This window comes from Paenibacillus sp. B46(2026), assembly GCF_056786355.1.
Map to the genome: position 1 here is coordinate 1,658,630 of NZ_CM165907.1, position 17,917 is coordinate 1,676,546.

A 17,917-nucleotide genomic window follows, 5' to 3' on the forward strand; every position below is an offset into this window, starting at 1 on the left:
ATTCCTCCATTAATATATGTGAGGGATTGAGATCCCTTATGTAGTGATGCTGTGAGAACTGAAATTCCTTCTCTATTGTAAACGAATTGTGGATGGGACACAAAGGAATTAGGACAAGTTTGCCGGGATTGGAAGGAACACACCCAAAACGGGATTGACCCGTACCTCCCACGCCATCCATAATAAAAAGGACATGTAGAAAGGGTGACGGAAGAATGACCGGTTATATCGAAGTTTTCGGACATGGCGGTGACGTGGAGACGGCCGCATCCCGGTTTGGAGGGAGCGCTGCGGATTTTCTCGATTTTAGCGCAAATATCAATCCATTGGGCCCACCAATAGAAGTCTTGGAGGCTTTGGAGCAAGGATTGCAGTCGGTTCTTCGTTATCCTGATCCGGGTCATCGGGGGTTCAAATCATTACTCAGTGAACGTTTGGGTGTGTCACAGCACCATATTTCGGTGGGCAACGGCGCTGCCGAAAGCATGGCGCTGATCTTGCTCGGACTTGCTCCGCAGAAGGTCGGCACAGTGGAACCCGGATTTTCAGAATATCGTTCTTTAGCGCGACAATTTGGTGCGGAAGTCCAGCATGTGGAGGGACGTGAGGAGCTGGAGTGGCGTGCTGAACCTGAGGACATTGAACGACTGATGGAGCAGGTAGACCTGCTGTTTCTCGGTCAGCCCAACAATCCGAATGGCGTACAATATCCGGTGGAGGTATTGCATCGTCTGGCTCGCAAAGCAGAGATAACAGGTACTGTCCTGGTCATCGATGAGGCATTTATGGATTTCATACCTGAATCAAGGCGACAATCTCTTGCCCCCAGCTTGGACGAATACCTACAGGTGATCATCATCCGATCGATGACGAAGTTTTATGCCATTCCGGGTCTGCGTCTGGGGTATGCCTTGGGGCGTCCAGAATGGATTCGTGCCATGACGGAGAAACAAGTGACCTGGAGTGTGAATGGATTGGCGTTGATTGCAGGTGAAGCCTGTCTGCGCAGTGGAGAACGGTTCGAACAGGACACACTGGCACAGATCGCACGGGAACGAGCGCGTTTAACGAAAGGATTGGAGTCGTATGGTTGTGTGGTAACGCCGGGAGAAGCCAATTTTATTCTGATACAGCTGGCTGAGCCCTGGACAGCGGCATCCATGCAGGCGGCTTTGGGTAAGCGTGGCATTCTGATCCGTAGCTGTGCCATGTATCCAGGACTTGGTGAACGACATGTTCGCTTGGCAGTAAAGGACGCAGAGGCCAACGAGCGTTTACTCGAAGTGTTAGGAAGTGTAATGGAGCAGCTACACCACAAGCGACACATGATCGGAGCAGGGGGGACGTGCGATGACACTGGCGTTTTATAATTACTACAAGAATGCACAGGCAGACGAAAACGAATATTGTTCATCTTCGTGGCCCGGACTGAAGATTACTGCACACGATCAACATATCAGAGCTGCGAGTCCTTCTGTTGCAAGTTCACTTTCCAGTGCGGTGTATGGGGGCGGGATGCTCGAACTGGATCGGATATTTAACATCTATGTGGATCGGCATTATCGCTGTGATGATCCTCCTCGCGATATCGAACGTTCTCTGAAAGAATGGCAAGAGCAGCTTGATCAATGTGCGGGACTGTTGACTGCGGTTAGACTGGAGCATACCTCCATTCAGGAATACGCCAGTGAGGAATTCGGAGTTCTGTGTTGTACAACAGCCGGGGTGTCCAATGCTGCGCGGGCAGGTTCCGTAAGAACCGTATTTGATACGGAGGGAAACGAGACTGTTGCTGTAAGACCTTTAAAATCAACATCCCAATCTCAATTCATGAAGCCCTATGTCCCGGGCACGATTAATGTCATGTTATGGATGAATGGGCGCATGACATCGGGAGCGATGGTGAATGCCATTCAGACTGCGGTGGAAGCCAAAACGGCGGCGTTGGCTGATTTCGGTGTTGCGGATTCAGAGAATGGGCTATTGGCCACTGGAACAACAACGGATGCTATTGTACTTGCGGTGAGTCAGGTGGACGAGCACAAGCCGCTAATTGCTTACGCAGGAACGGCGACGGTTGTTGGTGCGGCCATTGGTAGGTTGGTCTATGACACGATCACGGAAAGCCTGCAAGCCGGACAGCAGTGGAAAGAAAGGAACTGGGTGTAATGACATTTCAGATTGAACAACTGGTCTCCTGGCCGTTCTGGACGGGAATGGCGGGTGCCTGGATTATGATAGGGGCATACATACTTGATCGATGCATCGGTGATCCACGCTGGATTCCTCATCCTGTTATAGGCATGGGGAAAGCGATCTCTACGCTAGAACGTAGCATTCGTTCCCGTGTGAGCACGGAATCCGGGCTGAAGAGAGTCGGTCTATTATTTCCGCTGCTGATTGCGGGTGGGGCGTTTATAATCACTTGGGCATTCGTATATGTGCTGGGTCTCATTCATCCCGTCGTAGCGGTAGTGGCTGAAATTGTGCTTATTGCGACTACGATTGCTTCCAAAGGCTTGAAGGATGCAGGCATGGAGGTGTATCACCATCTAATTCAGAAGGATTGGCCTGCTGCAAGACGTTCACTTGGCATGATTGTTGGACGTGACACAGCTCATCTGGATGAACCGGAGGTCGTGCGAGGAACGGTGGAGACGGTAGCCGAGAATATTGTGGACGCCATCGTGTCCCCTTTGTTCTATGCGTTAATTGGTGGCGCACCACTGGCGATGGCCTATCGTGCTGTGAATACATTGGATTCCATGGTTGGTTATAAAAATGAGAAGTATCTGCATCTCGGCTGGGCTTCCGCCCGTCTGGATGATTGGGCAAACTGGATTCCCGCACGGCTTACCGCCATCCTGCTGATCGTGGGCGCGTGGGTCATGAAACTGGATGCCAAAGGTGCAGCACGTATGGTGACCCGGGATGCCAGAGTGCATCCAAGTCCGAATAGTGGTTTTCCTGAATCGGCGGTGGCCGGAGCACTGGGGATCAGACTCGGGGGACACAACGTGTACCATGGAGTAGCTTCTTTTCGTGCCTATATGGGTGAGGCAACACGTCCTATGGCAGCAGAGGATATTGTGCGAACGACACGTCTCATGTTCTGGTCGGCGGGTTCTTTTGTAGTTCTGTGTACATTGGTGACGCTGGGAATATGGCTTGCTGGAGGTACGTTGTTATGGACGTAACTGTAGAGCAGAATGGATCACAGCAGCGAAATATTCTGTTTATACGTCATGGCACAACCGCGTGGAATGTGGAAAAAAGATATCTGGGACATACCGATATCGCTTTGCTGCCTGATGCAGAAAGAGAACTGGCTTCGCTACGCGAGCAATTGAGCAATGTTCCGTGGAACTCGGTATATTGCAGTGATCTGCTCCGTTGTCGGCAGACGCTGGCATTGATCGGGCCTCATTCATTAGGGCAGGTCAAGCTGGACCCGCGTCTGCGAGAGGTTGATTTTGGTCAATGGGAAGGATTGACGTACGATCAACTCAAGGACAACCCACAGTACCGGGACTGGATCGATGCTCCTCAGGACGTCACCCCACCCGAAGGGGAGTCATGGCAGGCATTTACTGTGCGGATCGATTCATTTCTGCAAGAATGCTTATGGGAGGATTGTTCGTCGATGCAATCTTGTGAGGTTGGCGCGCCAACGATCATTGTTGTTACGCACGGCGGTGTAATCCGGTATGCATTATCTCGTCTCATTGCCGATCTGGGATTCTGGGACACGCAGGTGATTCCGGGGCAAGCGATACAGGTACGGCTGGAACAACATGGAGATCAGTGGATTGGCACGAGGATGGCTTTTCCGGGAATCGGGTTGTAAGGATGTGCAATATAACCTATAATCACAACAGAAGTGTGACAGCACTGTAGTTTCGTGTGACAGGCAATAATGCCTGCACATGAATGCAGATTGCTCACTTGAATGGTTAATCCATATCAGCGACCAAGGGTCCCGCGTGCATGCAGTAATGGTTCATGGCACTCCATAGTCATGGATGGCATGCGGGTGAAATAGGGAAGCCGGTGCAAGTCCGGCACGGTCCCGCCACTGTAAATCAGGAACAATTCCTGTAAGTCAGGTTACCTGCCCTGGACGTTCAAACCGGTGTTCCTTCGAGGAAAGGACAGCGTTTCGGGCAGTTCTATGTGCATGCACAACAATACGTTGGACGTGTACAGATCGCCATATGCGAGACGTCATCCCTAATCCTGGACGTAAGGATTGGGGATTTTTTATTGTTCATTTAAGATGAACCGAACTTTTACACGTTAACGAAGAGTGCAGAACCGATCTGAAGAAACGAAGTGTTCGCTTAAAGCTTTCTACAAGAAAGCTACATCGGAAGCATACGCTTATCACCGGATTTTCCCTTTCGAAAAGGGAATCAAAAAATCTGGGGATAACAGCGATCGGAAGATGGTACTGCAATCGGAGTGGCCTTGTGTAAAATTGATGGGTTTAACTTGTAGAGGAACACCAAGGCAAGGGTAGTAAGAGTTTGAGCATTAAGAAAAAAGAGTGTAAATAGAGAAGGGGAGAATAACAGAATGAATTTCAAGAATTGGAAAAGCGTAGCGTCACTGCTGAGTGCAGCGGCACTCGCACTGGCTTTGGCCGGATGTGGCAATGCAACAACGAACGAGGGCACAGGTACCTCACAGCAGCCAGCACAGGAGCAGTCCCAGGGCCAGGCGCAGGCAGATCTCAAAACACAATATCCACTTACCGTTACCGATGCAACGGGTGAGTCGTTCACGTTTGACAAGGCACCAGCCAAAATCGTATCTGTGTCTCCAGCTGAGACCGAAACGTTATTCGCCCTTGGATTGGACGAGCAGATTGTAGGGGTATCCGACTATGATGATTATCCTGAAGCTGCAACGACCAAAGCGAAAATGGGTGGCATAACCAAGCCAAATGAAGAGTCCATCATTGCGGCTGAAGCCGATATTGTATTCACAGGCATCTCCATGAGCGAAGATGCAGTGAAGAAGCTGCGTGAGCTAGGTATTACCATTTTCAAAACCGATCCAAAATCAATCGACGATGTAATGAACAATATCGAAACATTCGGTAAAATCACGGATCATCAGGAAAAAGCTCAGGAGCTCATCACCCAGATGAAACAGGATGTGACGGATGTAACTGAAGCGGTGAGTGCAGTTAAGCCGGAAGAGAAGAAAAATGTATACGTTGAATTCTCCCCAGGTTGGACAGTAGGTAAGGGTGAGTTTATGGATGAACTGATCACTGTAGCTGGAGGAATCAATGTTGCTGCGGACAAAGAAAAATGGTACCAGATCAATGAAGAAAATGTGATTGCCTCCAACCCGGATGTGATTCTGTATGCGAATGATGTCATTGATGAAAACTCCAAAACACTGGATCAAATCATTAAAGCTCGCAGTGGCTGGGATCAAATTACGGCTGTGAAGAACGATGCAGTCATTGGCCTCGATGCCAATCTGCTCAGCCGTCCGGGACCTCGTGTAACCGAAGGACTGAAAGAAGTAGCCAAAGCGATCTATCCTGACCTGTTCCAATGAGTAAAAAACTGGCCGTGTACGCATCGGCAGGAATCATACTGCTTGTGTTAACCGTGCTCATCTGCACGGGTATCGGTTCGGTTTCCTTGCCTATTCGTGACATTGCAGGTATTCTGCTTCATCACTTGCCATGGATCGGAGACTGGATCACGCCGGACTGGAGTGCAGCAGCCGAACAGATTATATGGAAAGTCAGATTCCCGCGTGTACTGCTTGCCGTGCTCGTGGGCGCATCGCTGGCAATTGCCGGTGCGGGATTCCAGGGGGTTCTTCGGAACCCGCTCGCAGATCCGTTCACCCTGGGCGTATCATCCGGTGCTTCGGTGGGTGCAGCCTTCCTGATTTTCTTCGGATTGCAGTATGCACTGATCGGAATCTGGACGTTGCCACTGGTGGCATTTTTGACGGGTGTATTAACATTATGGTTTGTCATGTCACTGGCTCGTGAAGGACGCAAAATACCAACGCATAGCCTGATTCTGGCTGGTGTAGTGATGCAAAGTTTCTTGGGAGCGGTGGTTTCCTTCCTGTCGACGATGTCGAAACAGACCATTAATGAAATTATATACTGGACGATGGGAAGTCTGGCTCTGCGTGGGTGGTCGTATACGGCCATCCTTTTCCCGTATTTTCTGCTAGGGCTGATCTTTCTCTGGAGCCGTGCACGTTCCTTGAATGTTCTGGCGCTCGGAGAACGTCAAGCTGCGCATATCGGAGTTGGAGTCGATCGGCTGAAGCTGTCCGTGCTCGCTGTGGGAACTCTTCTTACCGCAGGAGCGGTCTCCGTATCCGGTGTAATTGGATTCGTTGGATTGGTAATCCCGCATATCCTTCGGCTGCTTGTGGGGCCTGACTATCGATTGCTGGTGCCTCTGTCTGCTATTGGCGGCGCCATCTTCATGGTCTGGGCAGACACGATTGCCCGATCCTTACTGGCGCCGACCGAAATTCCGCTCGGTGTGGTTACGGCATTTGTAGGTGCACCATTCTTCGCGTATCTGCTGCACCGGAATAAAAAACTGCGGAAGGGGATGATGCCATGAGTGGGGAGATGCACCCAAATGTAGATACCCAAGCGGGTTCAGTTATCCAGTCGGATTCGACTATCCGTTCGAATTCAGCTACGCATTCCAATCATGGTTCAGTCGAATCCCTCATCGCGGTTGCCGGGGCAGGTAAGATGTATGGCAGTCATCAAGCCCTGGACGCGGTGGACTGGCAGGTTACGGAGGGGGACTGGTGGGGTGTCGTCGGTCCAAACGGCAGTGGCAAGTCTACCCTGCTCCAGCTCCTTGCCGGAACAGAACAGTCAAGCGCAGGCAGTATACGTATTGATGGTCGGGATATTGCCACATACAGTCGGAAAGATCTGTCACGCATGATCGCTGTGTTACAACAGGATGGTCTGCCTGCAATTTCTTATCCTGTAAGGGATGTCGTGGAGATGGGGCGTTATCCATACCAGAATTGGCTTGGGCGAGAATCAGCAGATGGAGCGGCTGTGGTTGACCGGGTACTGGAGGAACTGGGATTGACGGATATGGCTGAAAGGCCATTGGATGCACTAAGTGGAGGACAGAGACAACGGGTGGCACTTGCCAAGGTCATGGCTCAGGAGCCCAGGTTATTATTGCTGGATGAACCGACTACGTTCCTGGATATCAAATATCAATTGCAATTTATGGAGTTATTATCGACATGGCGGCAAAAGAACCGAATTACGATTGTGGCTGTGCTGCATGATCTGAATCTGGCTGCGCAGTTCTGCGATCACATTCTGGCGCTGCGAGAAGGCAAAGTGGTGGGGAATGGAACGCCCCATACCTTGATGACCGAGGACAATATTCAGGACATCTTTCGCGTGAAACCTGCGATGGTGATTCATCCTGACAATGGAATACCTCAGCTCTTGCTGCGGCGGGAGAAGGAATGAATGAAGCGGGGCAACCCATATTTTGATGAAGGAAGTGCTGGCTGTATGAATAATGAACAGGTGTTGGAACAGTTACTGGGTCGGATCGTGGGTCCTAATGAAGAAGTTGCGGCGGAAGCCTCCGCCCATGTGGATGTATTGACGAAACCACCCGGCAGTCTGGGGAAGCTGGAACAGCTGGTTATTCGTCTTGCGGGGATCACTGGCAAGGCTCGTCCGCGTTTGGATCGCAGAGCCGTCATTGTCATGGCCGCAGATCACGGCGTGGTGGCGGAAGGTATTAGTGCTTTCCCGGCCGAGGTAACGCCGCAGATGGTCCTTAATTTCCTGGCTGGAGGGGCTGCAGTTAATGTGCTTGCCCGCCACGCCGGAGCCGATGTGATCTGTGTGGATATCGGGGTTAATGCCGATCTGGAACATCCTGACCTGCTTTCCCGCAAAGTTCGTAAAGGTACGGCCAACATGGCAAAGGGTGCCGCAATGACTCGCGACGAAGCGATTCAAGCGATTCTTGCAGGGGTCGACGTCGTATCGGCAGAGGTGGCAAAGGGAACACAGTTGTTCGTTACCGGGGAAATGGGGATTGGCAATACAACCGCAAGTGCGGCGGTGATGTGTGCATTGACTGGGATTGCACCAGCTTCAGCGGTTGGGCGAGGAACGGGTATTGATGATGCGGGATTGCAGCGGAAAGCCGCCGTGGTTAGCCAGGCTCTTAGTGTGAATTCACCGAACAGGGAAGATGCACTGGACGTACTTTGTAAAGTGGGTGGCCTGGAGATTGCCGGACTGACGGGTGTGATTCTTGCTGCCGCTGCGAACGGCTGCCCTGTTGTCGTGGATGGATTCATCTCCACTGCTGCTGCCTTGATTGCAAGACAGCTTGCTCCCGTGAGCACAGCCTATATGATTGCTTCCCATACCTCGCATGAAAGTGGGCATGCAACCCTGCTTCGTGAACTCGACCTGAAACCGATGCTGGATCTGGATATGCGGCTGGGCGAAGGAACCGGAGGTGTGCTCAGTCTTCATCTGATTGATGCAGCCTGTCTCCTTTTGAACGAGATGGCGACTTTTGCAAGTGCAGGAGTATCCGATGGAACGAATAAGGCTTCGGATGCCGATGTGAGTGCAAGTGAGGGTAATGTAGCGGACTCTGATGTTACAGGTGCTTCAACGGTTCAAGGAGAGGGTTGGCTATGAGTGTGTTGGTGACGGGTGGGGCGCGTAGTGGTAAAAGTTCATTTGCCGAACGTCTCTGTATGCAACGTTCCTCGGAGGCTTGGTATGTGGCTACGGCTCAGGCGTATGATGACGAGATGCGCGAGCGTATAAGTCTGCACCAGAATCAGCGCGAGGCATCAGGTTATCTATGGCATACGTTGGAAGAACCACTCGCATTACCGGCACTCATTACACGCATGGGAGAAGACCATACGGATACTTCTGCACCGACGATTCTGGTCGATTGTCTGACGCTCTGGTTGACCAATGTTTTGCTTGCACATGAACACGAAGGGCAGGTTTTGCAAGATCACATGGATGCACTGGTAGAAGCAATCAGGTCGTACCCGGGTCTGCTTGTGCTTGTCACGAATGAAGTGGGCGATGGTATTGTACCAGAGTATGCGCTTGGCAGAAAATATAGGGATCTGGCAGGCATATTGAATCAGCGAATCGCTGCCATATGCCGTGAAGTGTTCCTGGTGACTGTAGGCATTGCGATTGAGCTGAAAAGTAAGGAGTATCGTTTATGACAGATCGCACTCATCAACGTAATCATGCGGCTGCGGCCGCTTTTCAATTTTTATCCCGATTTCCGGTAAAAACGCAGATTGACTTCGTCCCGCCGCTACTGCGGGAAAGTGTCGTGTATTATCCGCTGGTGGGTGCAGCGATTGGACTATGCGTTTGGCTCGCAGGGGCCTTAACGGGTACGGTTCTTCCCGCCTTTCCCGCTGCCGTATTAACCTTAACATTATGGGTATGGCTCACTGGAGGCCTTCATCTGGATGGCTGGATGGATACGGCGGATGGATTGCTCAGCTATCGTACCCGTGAGCGGATGCTGGAAATCATGAAGGACAGCCGAGTAGGGGCGATGGGCGTAATCGCCTGCGTCCTGCTGCTGATGATGAAAGCAGCCTTGATCGCAGATTTTATCGCACGTGGTAACTGGATCTATGGTGCGCTGTTGATCCTGCCCATGATCTGGAGTCGCTGGTTCATGGTGTATGCCATCTCAGCCTGGCCGAATGCACGTGGAGATGACGGACTTGCAGTCCTATTCAAAGGATTGGGTGAGCGGAAGGAAGTCCAGCGTGCGCGAAGCTCTGCGGTCGGGCTGACCCTTCTTGCAGGTGTAATTACGTTTGCTGCTGTATGGATATTTCGGCCGGATATAGGCACCGCAGATGCCATGATGAGTAGCCTGGGAACATTGCCATGGTGGTTGTATCCTGTGTCGGCTGTCATTGTTGTACCTTTTGCGTGTTACATCATTGGCAAATTCGTTGCTGCACGCATCAGTGAAAGGCTGGGCGGACTTACAGGAGACACGTACGGAGCGATGAATGAGCTGCTGGAAGCGGCTTTGCTCACGGTGCTTAGTGTGCTTCAGGGACTCTTTTGGCTGTGAAAAACGCACGGAATGAGTAAGGTGAGACATAACAGGAGACTGAGGTGAAGGTGCATGGAAGATACGCCTGTACAACAACCGGCGGCAGTACTCATGCTGCAAGGGACGGCATCGGATGTGGGGAAAAGCGTGATTACAACGGCGCTGTGCCGTATATTCAAGCAGGATGGCTTCAAGCCAGCCCCGTTCAAGTCACAGAACATGGCACTGAATTCCTACGTAACAGAAGACGGCAAGGAGATTGGCCGGGCTCAAGGAGCGCAGGCTGAAGCCTGCGGTATTGAAGCGACGACGGATATGAATCCGATTCTGATCAAGCCTGTGCGGGACATGCATTCACAGATCGTGGTACACGGTGTGCCTTTTGCCCAGATGAGTGCATCGGATTATCGGCAGAAGTTCCTGCCTGAGGCGAAGCAGACGGTGATGGATGCGCTGAATCGGCTGCGGGACACATACGATGTGGTACTGATGGAAGGAGCAGGCAGTCCTGCGGAGATTAATCTGAAGGACCGGGATATCGTGAACATGAATCTGGCAGGTTGGGCGGATGCACCGGTGATTCTGATCTCCGATATTGATCGGGGCGGCGTATTTGCGTCCATAGTTGGCACACTGGAGCTGCTAGAGCCACATGAGGTTGAGCGAGTGAAAGGTTTTATCATCAACAAGTTTCGCGGCGACCTGTCCCTGTTGCAGCCAGGACTCGACTGGCTCGAAGAACGGACAGGCATTCCAGTATTGGGTGTATTGCCTTACATAAGAGATATTCAGATTGAAGCGGAGGATTCCGTAGTGCTGGACTCCATGCGTCATGGGAAATCAGGCAAGACAGATCTGGATCTGGCGGTGATCCGATATCCGAGAATTTCCAACTTTACAGACTTTGACGCACTTTCCCGTGAACCGGATGTGAATGTGCGTTACGTGACCTCGCCAGAGGAATTGGGCAGTCCGGATGCCATTCTTCTACCGGGTACGAAGGATACGATAGGAGATCTGGCGTTCCTGCGTGAGTCTGGACTGGAGCAAGCGATTGCCAGCCAGACCGAACGTGAGAACGTTCAGCTCGTAGGGATATGTGGCGGATACCAGATGCTTGGACGACATCTGAAGGACCCGTTTGCTGTGGAGGCGAATCAGGTCCAGGAAGCGAAGGGACTTGGCTGGCTCCCGCTATCGACAACATTTCTTCAGGAGAAGCAGACGGTCAGGGCTTCCGGACGGGTGCAATCTCATCATCCCATTCGTCTGCATAAAGAGCCGGATAAGGCAGGCACTCCATTACCCATTAACGGATATGAGATTCATATGGGTGTAACGGAGTGCCACGAACCTGAACGTGTAACCGCACTATTTGAAATCTCCCATCCAGGTGGTGAACCATTCCATGAAGGCTGGGGCACAGTGGATGGCAGCGTGTGGGGGACCTATCTGCATGGTTTGTTTGAAAGTGATCCATTCCGTCGTTCGTGGCTGAATGCCTTGCGTGCAGGAAAAGGACTCTCCCCGCTTCAGGAGACATATAGTGCGCATGAACGTAAGGAGATGGAGTTCGATCGGGTAGCCGAATCGTTGCGTTCGGCATTGGATATGAAGCGCGTGTATGAGATTATGGGTGTTCAAGCACCAGAGTGAAACAAGAATACCCCCATGTCTGACAACCCGTTCTCTAGAAACGGAATGTTAGCGGCATGGGGGTATTGCATATCCTATGATTAAATGAGGTTTAAATCAGGGAATGATGGGTTAATGGTATACCTGTTAGTTTATTTTAAACTTCTTCATGGCGGATTGCAGTTCTACCGCTTGCTCATGCAGATGACGAACCGTATTCGAATGTGAATCCATCTCGCTGAGCTGAAGATCTGCTGTTGAAGCAATCTGTAGCATGCTCTCACGGGATTTGGACGTAATCTGAGCCGTTTCTTCAACGGACGCACTCACTTCTTCTGCACCAGCGGATACTTGTTGTGTAGAAGCAGAGACGGTCTGGATGGTGAGATTGACGTTTTGGATCAGTTCATTCAGTTGTTGGAACGCTGAACCTGCTTGTTGAACAACAGTCGTACCTGAACCAATCTCTTGGGTTACACGGTTCATGGCGTCAACCGAACGCTCAGCGTCTTCACGAATGGTAGCGAGATAATCCGAAATCTCTTCGGTAGCTGTTTTGGATTGTTCGGCAAGCTTGCGTACTTCTCCGGCAACGACAGCGAATCCGCGGCCGTGCTCTCCGGCACGTGCTGCTTCAATGGAAGCGTTAAGTGACAGCATGTTAATCTGTTTGGTGATTTCAAAAATGGATGCAACAATGGTGCCGATGGCTACCGAACGTTCATTCATGGTTTCAACATAACGCAGCGATTCGCTTGCAGTCTGACCTACACGTTCCATCTGCTCAACAGCATTCTGAGCCAGTCGGTTACCGTTAACTGCCTCGTTGGCTGCTTCACCAATTTGCTCGGACACTTCAGCGGAAGAAGAAGCAATATGCATGATACCCTGCGTAATTTCTTCCATAGCTCTGGCGTTCTCGGATGCGCTTGAGGCAATGCTGAAGCTGCCTTTCTCTGCATCTTCTGCGGAGCGGCTGGAGTTTCGAACCATACCAGACATCGATTCAACCCGCTGAAGCAGGTCATTGGAGCCAGCAACAACTTCATTGGACGTGGACAAGGCACGGCTGATCATTTCTTTCAGGTTATGCGTCATCGTCTGGAAGCTTGCGGCAAGCTGGGCAATTTCATCTTTACCTTTGATCTCTAGCTCAGCAGTCAGATCACCTTGGGATATTTGTTTGCTATGTTGAACGAGCTTGATGATCGGTTTCGTAACTCTTTTGATCATACTAGTGGAGATAAGCCAGCCAAGCACGAACACTAATGCTGTAATCCCAAGACATAACCAGAAGATCTGGGTAATTTTGTCCTGAATGAACTGGGCATCCATGCTCACAGCCATAATCATGTTACTTCCTGCAATTGGAATAAAGGCTGCTTTATGTACACCAAAGGAATCGGAGTAGACATCGCTGATTACCATTTCTTTGTTCTCAATAGCTGCATTCATTGCTGGTTCTACATGAATATCATCCTGGGCTTTCATGCCTGAGGAAGAGTTGGCAACAACCACTTTGGCTGAGCCATCTTGAATAGCAACAACGTAAGCTGCATCCAGATTATGTTCTTTTGCTTTATCTGCCAGATACGATTCCACGGTCATGGCAGCACCTTCAGATCCGGCTCCGCCGCTCTGTACCTGAAGAATTTTGGAAGCTGAAGTATTCTTGTATATATCCTGAATGGACGTGTTTAGGACTTTGTCGAACTGCGGGAGCACGTAACTTTGAATAATATTCATCGATACGGCATAGAAACTGATACTGAACAACAGGGAAGCAACCAGTAAGACGAGGAACAAGGTGCCTCTGATTTTACCGGCAACGGTGCGATTACGAAACATATGATCATCCTTTCACGTCATGTTCATTAACATTGTCGCTTTTCCGTAATCATAAGACCTATCTACCAATGAAGAAAGACCTAAATTATACGTTGAGAAAACTTGGGAATAAGCGGATATACCTATATTACAAAATTAACCGGAGGTTGAATAGAACAATTTTCAGAATTGGGTGTATTTTTTCAGAAATAGATGAATCTATTACATGCATATTACATAATATCAATTAATACCTACCAGAATAGTTTGGTATATGATATATTGTACAATATCGCTTTTAGCGAAGAAGAGAAAGCCGGATACATTCCGGTTACGCACACATATGAGGAGGATTTAAAAGTAATGAATACTTTTCTAGTTATTTTAAATGTAGTGGTCATACTTGCATTGCTGGGTGTGCTCTACTGGATGCAGAAGAAACACATTTCCTTTACGAAACGCGTATTTGCGGGTCTGGGCATGGGGGTTGTGTACGGTGTAATTCTGCAATTGATCTACACATCTGGTTCGGATGTCATCACGAAGTCGGTCGATTGGTTTAATCTGGTCGGTTCAGGATATGTTCGTTTGTTACAAATGGTCGTGATTCCATTGATTATGGTATCGATCATTTCAGCCATCATGAATCTGAAAGGCAAGCAAAACCTCGGTAAGATGAGTGTTTCGATTATTGCGATCCTGCTGATCACAACGGCTATTGCCGCAGGGGTCAGCATTGTAACGAGCCTCAGCTTCAACCTGACTTCGATTGAGATCGAGGGTGGAGATCGGGAGCTTGCGCAAGGACAGCGCATGGAGGAACGTCTTGTTGATGTACAGGATCAGACGATTCCACAACAGGTGCTGGAATTCATTCCTTCGAATCCATTTGCAGACATGACAGGAGAACGTCGTACGTCCACACTAGCAGTCGTTATTTTCTCTGCCTTTATCGGTGTAGCTGTACTTGGACTGGATCGCAAAAAACCACAGCAGGCGGAAACGTTCCGAGGCATGGTTAATGCGGTGTATGCGGTGGTTATGCGGATTGTAACATTGGTACTTCGATTAACGCCATACGGTATCCTGGCCCTGATTACGAAGGTAACGGCGACCACGAATCCGGATGAGATTCTGAAGTTAATTAAATTTGTTGTCGCTTCCTATGTAGCATTGCTCGTTATGTTCATCATTCACTTGATTATCATTGCGCTCTCTGGCTTCAACCCACTGACGTATCTGAAAAAGGTTCTGCCAACACTGGTATTTGCCTTTACGTCCCGTTCAAGTGCGGCAGCCATTCCGCTGAATGTGGAGACACAGACCAAAAAATTGGGCGTATCGGACGGGATTGCGAATCTATCTGCAAGCTTCGGGGCTACGATTGGTCAAAACGGCTGCGCCGGGATCTATCCGGCCATGCTGGCGGTGATGATTGCTCCAACGGTCGGCATCGATCCGCTGAGCTGGGACTTCATTGTGACTCTGATCCTCGTAGTCATGATCAGTTCATTCGGCGTAGCCGGAGTCGGCGGCGGGGCAACCTTCGCTTCCTTGATTGTCTTGTCCACCATGAACCTGCCTGTAGCCTTGGCAGGATTGCTGATCTCGGTTGAACCGCTGATCGACATGGGTCGTACAGCATTGAACGTGAACGGGTCCATGACTTCAGGACTTGTAACCAGCAAAATTTTGAAAGAAAATGATCAAGACACATTCAATGATCAGAGCCGTGAATTGGATTCAGCCGTTCAGGCGTAATACAGAATGGATAGGTAGAAGCTCCTATAAAGAGCCAAAACCATGTACAATTCAATTGAAAAGAGCCGTCCTTCGGAGAAATCCGAAAGGCGGCTTTTTTGTGGAAACCGCATTAACACGAGTAGCCACTCGGGAAGACTTGGGGTTATTTAGTGCTGTTCAATGACGGAGAAATGTGATAGAGTATTCATGTTTTGGCCCTGAGCCAAACCGCGGTTCGTAACCATCCCGCGTAATCAAAACTAGGAAGGCAGTGTACGTATTTATGTTTAACTTAGGGTGGGGAGCGGTTTTCGTTCTCGTAACGTATGGATTTTTCCTGCTGTGTTACCGCTTGTTCGGTAAAAAAGGTCTCTATGCCTGGATTGGTGTGGCTACGGTTATAGCCAACATTCAGGTGACCAAAACGATAGATATCATGGGAATCGTGTTGACGCTAGGCAATACGATGTATGTCAGCATGTATCTGACCAGTGACCTTCTCAATGAGAAGTACGGATCGGGTGAAGCGCGGAAGGCCGTATGGTTCGGATTCTTCACGCTCATCATGACGACGGTTCTGATGCAGATGGTGTTGTTCTTTGACCCGGCACCGACGGACTTTGCACAGGATTCGATGAAAACGTTGTTCGGTCTGCTGCCACGTCTGGCACTCGGAAGTCTGACCGCTTATTTCATCAGTCAGTTCCTGGATGTGCGATTGTTCAGCTGGCTACGCAAGGTAGCACCTGGACGTAATCAGTTATGGATACGCACGAATGGTAGTTCGATCATCAGCTCATTTGTGGATACGCTGGTGTTCTGCACGATTGCGTTTGCGTTTATCTACCCTTGGGATATCTGGCTGGAAATCTTCTTGACCACGTATATCATCAAATTCGTATTGACTGCGGTCGGAACACCGTTTCTGTATGCTGCACGTAGCTTTAAGTTTAAAGATGAAGCCTAGACCGGTGCTGTCCATAGATTGTTAGGGAGCATGCGCTGTTATGCGCTGCACACCAAGCTGTATACAGATTTGCATAGCGGCAAGATTGTAAGCCCACATCAAAAAGTCCCGCAAAGCCATGACTTCATGGTTTTGCGGGACTTTTTGCATATAAGGCTGTAACCAACCTGTACACCCATACGTAGAAGGAAGGCGTACGTGTACGGTTGGGATTTCTCCAGATTAGCGCTCACTACTTGGAGTTAAGTATAAGATGAAGCTTCCGTGAACCGGGTCGATAAAGAATAGGATTAGTCGGTAAGGATTTGCAGTTCTTTGGGATATGTTGTCAGAACTTCGACACCCGTCTCGGTCACAATTACATCATCTTCGATACGAACGCCGCCTGCCGCGGTATATATGCCTGGTTCAATCGTGAACACGGTACCTTCATTCAGGATGTCCATATTTTCTCCATGGAGAGAAGGATACTCATGCACGTCGATACCCAAGCCATGGCCTACTCTGTGCATGAAGCGCTCGCCGTATCCCGCTTCTTCCGTGACCTGGCGTGCTGCACGATCCACTTCTGCGCAGGTAATGCCTGGTTTCACCACTTGGATGGCAGCTTCGTTCGCTGCGAGCACGGTGTTATAGATGGTTTTGAGTTCAGGTGAGATGTCACCAAAAGCGAATGTACGCGTGATATCCGAGGCATATCCGCCAGCATACACACCCATGTCGAACATCAACAGGTCACCATGTTGCAGTTTTCGTTCACCCGGTGTACCGTGTGGCAGACCTGTTTTGGGCCCTGTGAGCACCATGGTATCAAAGGATGGGCCATCAGCACCCAGTTTCTTCATCTGATACTCCATCTCGGCAACAAGCTCAATCTCGGTTACGCCTGTGCGAACGTGAGAGAGGCCTTGACGCAATGTTTCTTCGATCAGATAAATAGCGTGGCGAATGCGTGCTACCTCATCAGGTGTTTTCTTGACACGCAATGTGCGAAGCAGGGGGCCAACATCTTGGAAGCTGGCAGCACCCAGTGCGGCGGTCAGTTGCTCATAACGTGCGACCGTCACGTACTCTTTTTCGAGACCTAATCGGCCCAAGCGCCCTTGATAACGATCAAACAAAGCGTATGGATTATCCGTATCCGTGTGAGTGGCAATGTTGGATACCGAGGAAGCGGCAGCGGCAGCTTCAGCATCGAGTGCAGGAACGATTAACAAGGGTTCTTCTCCGCGTGCCAGAACCAGACCAAGGAAACGTTCATGCGGATTGCTTGCGAATCCAGTCAAATAGTAGATATGTTTCGGATCTGTAATGAGCATGGCGTCCAATCCTTGCCCGGACAGACCGGCTTCAAGACGAGATAAAGGGTTTTGATTCATGAGTGTATATGTCCACCTTTCCATTCCTTCTATCTTTCTATTATAAAAGATTATGGAGGAATTCCAAACTGCAGTAATTCCATATCCTTGGAATCCCTATAATTCTCCGTTTAGGTGGCGAGCGTGAAGGGTAATACAGGGCGAAACCGCTTTAACACATGAATAAAAACACTACAATTATAGATAAAAACGCAATGAAGCGTAGCTTATTTATTTTATACGAAAAAATGATCTGCGAA

The 17,917-nt window shown here is 49.9% G+C and carries 15 protein-coding genes and 1 riboswitch; of the genes, 13 read left to right on the forward strand and 2 right to left on the reverse strand.

Annotation, left to right across the window (positions count from 1 at the left end):
* Positions 1 to 215 precede the first annotated feature (215 nt).
* The 11 genes from cobD (at position 216) to AC1S8V_RS07480 (ending at position 11,783) form a co-directional block, all read left to right on the forward strand.
* Complete coding sequence (cobD, locus tag AC1S8V_RS07430; protein WP_482073069.1) at positions 216 to 1,370, forward strand: threonine-phosphate decarboxylase CobD; 1,155 nt, start codon at positions 216 to 218, stop codon at positions 1,368 to 1,370.
* Positions 1,351 to 2,169: an adenosylcobinamide amidohydrolase gene (locus tag AC1S8V_RS07435; protein WP_482073070.1), complete on the forward strand. Its 819-nt coding sequence runs from the start codon at positions 1,351 to 1,353 to the stop codon at positions 2,167 to 2,169. The genes cobD and AC1S8V_RS07435 overlap by 20 nt, the downstream gene beginning before the upstream one ends.
* Before the next feature lie 47 nt (positions 2,170 to 2,216).
* Positions 2,217 to 3,197, forward strand: coding sequence for an adenosylcobinamide-phosphate synthase CbiB (gene cbiB / locus AC1S8V_RS07440; protein ID WP_482074424.1), 981 nt, complete (start codon positions 2,217 to 2,219; stop codon positions 3,195 to 3,197).
* Complete coding sequence (locus AC1S8V_RS07445; RefSeq protein WP_482073071.1) at positions 3,188 to 3,847, forward strand: histidine phosphatase family protein; 660 nt, start codon at positions 3,188 to 3,190, stop codon at positions 3,845 to 3,847. The genes cbiB and AC1S8V_RS07445 overlap by 10 nt, the downstream gene beginning before the upstream one ends.
* Before the next feature lie 139 nt (positions 3,848 to 3,986).
* Positions 3,987 to 4,133: riboswitch (cobalamin riboswitch) on the forward strand.
* A 442-nt stretch (positions 4,134 to 4,575) separates the two neighbouring features.
* The gene (locus AC1S8V_RS07450) at positions 4,576 to 5,574 is read left to right on the forward strand and encodes an ABC transporter substrate-binding protein (RefSeq protein WP_482073072.1); all 999 of its coding nucleotides are present in this window, start codon (positions 4,576 to 4,578) and stop codon (positions 5,572 to 5,574) included.
* Positions 5,571 to 6,617, forward strand: coding sequence for a FecCD family ABC transporter permease (locus tag AC1S8V_RS07455; protein WP_145320342.1), 1,047 nt, complete (start codon positions 5,571 to 5,573; stop codon positions 6,615 to 6,617). Before AC1S8V_RS07450 ends, AC1S8V_RS07455 begins: the two co-directional genes overlap by 4 nt.
* 137 nt (positions 6,618 to 6,754) lie before the next feature.
* A complete protein-coding gene (locus tag AC1S8V_RS07460) occupies positions 6,755 to 7,507 on the forward strand; it encodes an ABC transporter ATP-binding protein (protein WP_482074425.1) in 753 nt (250 codons plus the stop codon).
* Positions 7,508 to 7,552: 45 nt separating this feature from the next.
* Positions 7,553 to 8,710 (forward strand): nicotinate-nucleotide--dimethylbenzimidazole phosphoribosyltransferase, encoded by a 1,158-nt coding sequence (gene cobT, locus AC1S8V_RS07465; protein WP_482074426.1) that lies wholly within the window; start codon positions 7,553 to 7,555, stop codon positions 8,708 to 8,710.
* Positions 8,707 to 9,264 carry a bifunctional adenosylcobinamide kinase/adenosylcobinamide-phosphate guanylyltransferase gene (cobU, locus tag AC1S8V_RS07470; RefSeq protein WP_482073073.1) on the forward strand — a complete coding sequence of 186 codons (558 nt, stop codon included), beginning with the start codon at positions 8,707 to 8,709 and terminating at the stop codon, positions 9,262 to 9,264. The genes cobT and cobU overlap by 4 nt, the downstream gene beginning before the upstream one ends.
* Positions 9,261 to 10,145: an adenosylcobinamide-GDP ribazoletransferase gene (cobS, locus tag AC1S8V_RS07475; protein ID WP_482073074.1), complete on the forward strand. Its 885-nt coding sequence runs from the start codon at positions 9,261 to 9,263 to the stop codon at positions 10,143 to 10,145. The genes cobU and cobS overlap by 4 nt, the downstream gene beginning before the upstream one ends.
* Before the next feature lie 54 nt (positions 10,146 to 10,199).
* The gene (locus AC1S8V_RS07480; protein ID WP_482073075.1) at positions 10,200 to 11,783 is read left to right on the forward strand and encodes a cobyric acid synthase; all 1,584 of its coding nucleotides are present in this window, start codon (positions 10,200 to 10,202) and stop codon (positions 11,781 to 11,783) included.
* 126 nt (positions 11,784 to 11,909) lie between these two features.
* On the opposite strand, the gene AC1S8V_RS07485 is transcribed toward AC1S8V_RS07480, so the two are convergent.
* Positions 11,910 to 13,610 carry a methyl-accepting chemotaxis protein gene (locus tag AC1S8V_RS07485; RefSeq protein WP_482073076.1) on the reverse strand — a complete coding sequence of 567 codons (1,701 nt, stop codon included), beginning with the start codon at positions 13,608 to 13,610 and terminating at the stop codon, positions 11,910 to 11,912.
* Between the two features lie 342 nt (positions 13,611 to 13,952).
* Between AC1S8V_RS07485 and AC1S8V_RS07490 the strand changes: the two genes are divergently transcribed.
* A complete protein-coding gene (locus tag AC1S8V_RS07490) occupies positions 13,953 to 15,350 on the forward strand; it encodes an L-cystine transporter (protein ID WP_482073077.1) in 1,398 nt (465 codons plus the stop codon).
* 265 nt (positions 15,351 to 15,615) lie between these two features.
* Positions 15,616 to 16,299: a queuosine precursor transporter gene (locus tag AC1S8V_RS07495; RefSeq protein ID WP_482073078.1), complete on the forward strand. Its 684-nt coding sequence runs from the start codon at positions 15,616 to 15,618 to the stop codon at positions 16,297 to 16,299.
* Positions 16,300 to 16,589: 290 nt separating this feature from the next.
* Here the strand turns inward: AC1S8V_RS07495 and AC1S8V_RS07500 are convergent, their stop codons facing one another.
* Entirely contained in the window at positions 16,590 to 17,678 is a 1,089-nt protein-coding gene (locus AC1S8V_RS07500) for a M24 family metallopeptidase (RefSeq protein ID WP_482073079.1), read from the reverse strand.
* Between the last annotated feature and the right edge of the window lie 239 nt (positions 17,679 to 17,917).

Coding starts and splice junctions, on each gene's coding strand:
- cobD (WP_482073069.1), top strand. CDS start 216: ATGACCGGTTATATCGAAGTTTTCGGACATGGCGGTGACGTGGAGACG.
- AC1S8V_RS07435 (WP_482073070.1), top strand. CDS start 1,351: ATGACACTGGCGTTTTATAATTACTACAAGAATGCACAGGCAGACGAA.
- cbiB (WP_482074424.1), top strand. CDS start 2,217: ATGGCGGGTGCCTGGATTATGATAGGGGCATACATACTTGATCGATGC.
- AC1S8V_RS07445 (WP_482073071.1), top strand. CDS start 3,188: ATGGACGTAACTGTAGAGCAGAATGGATCACAGCAGCGAAATATTCTG.
- AC1S8V_RS07450 (WP_482073072.1), top strand. CDS start 4,576: ATGAATTTCAAGAATTGGAAAAGCGTAGCGTCACTGCTGAGTGCAGCG.
- AC1S8V_RS07455 (WP_145320342.1), top strand. CDS start 5,571: ATGAGTAAAAAACTGGCCGTGTACGCATCGGCAGGAATCATACTGCTT.
- AC1S8V_RS07460 (WP_482074425.1), top strand. CDS start 6,755: ATGTATGGCAGTCATCAAGCCCTGGACGCGGTGGACTGGCAGGTTACG.
- cobT (WP_482074426.1), top strand. CDS start 7,553: ATGAATAATGAACAGGTGTTGGAACAGTTACTGGGTCGGATCGTGGGT.
- cobU (WP_482073073.1), top strand. CDS start 8,707: ATGAGTGTGTTGGTGACGGGTGGGGCGCGTAGTGGTAAAAGTTCATTT.
- cobS (WP_482073074.1), top strand. CDS start 9,261: ATGACAGATCGCACTCATCAACGTAATCATGCGGCTGCGGCCGCTTTT.
- AC1S8V_RS07480 (WP_482073075.1), top strand. CDS start 10,200: ATGGAAGATACGCCTGTACAACAACCGGCGGCAGTACTCATGCTGCAA.
- AC1S8V_RS07485 (WP_482073076.1), bottom strand. CDS start 13,610: ATGTTTCGTAATCGCACCGTTGCCGGTAAAATCAGAGGCACCTTGTTC.
- AC1S8V_RS07490 (WP_482073077.1), top strand. CDS start 13,953: ATGAATACTTTTCTAGTTATTTTAAATGTAGTGGTCATACTTGCATTG.
- AC1S8V_RS07495 (WP_482073078.1), top strand. CDS start 15,616: ATGTTTAACTTAGGGTGGGGAGCGGTTTTCGTTCTCGTAACGTATGGA.
- AC1S8V_RS07500 (WP_482073079.1), bottom strand. CDS start 17,678: ATGAATCAAAACCCTTTATCTCGTCTTGAAGCCGGTCTGTCCGGGCAA.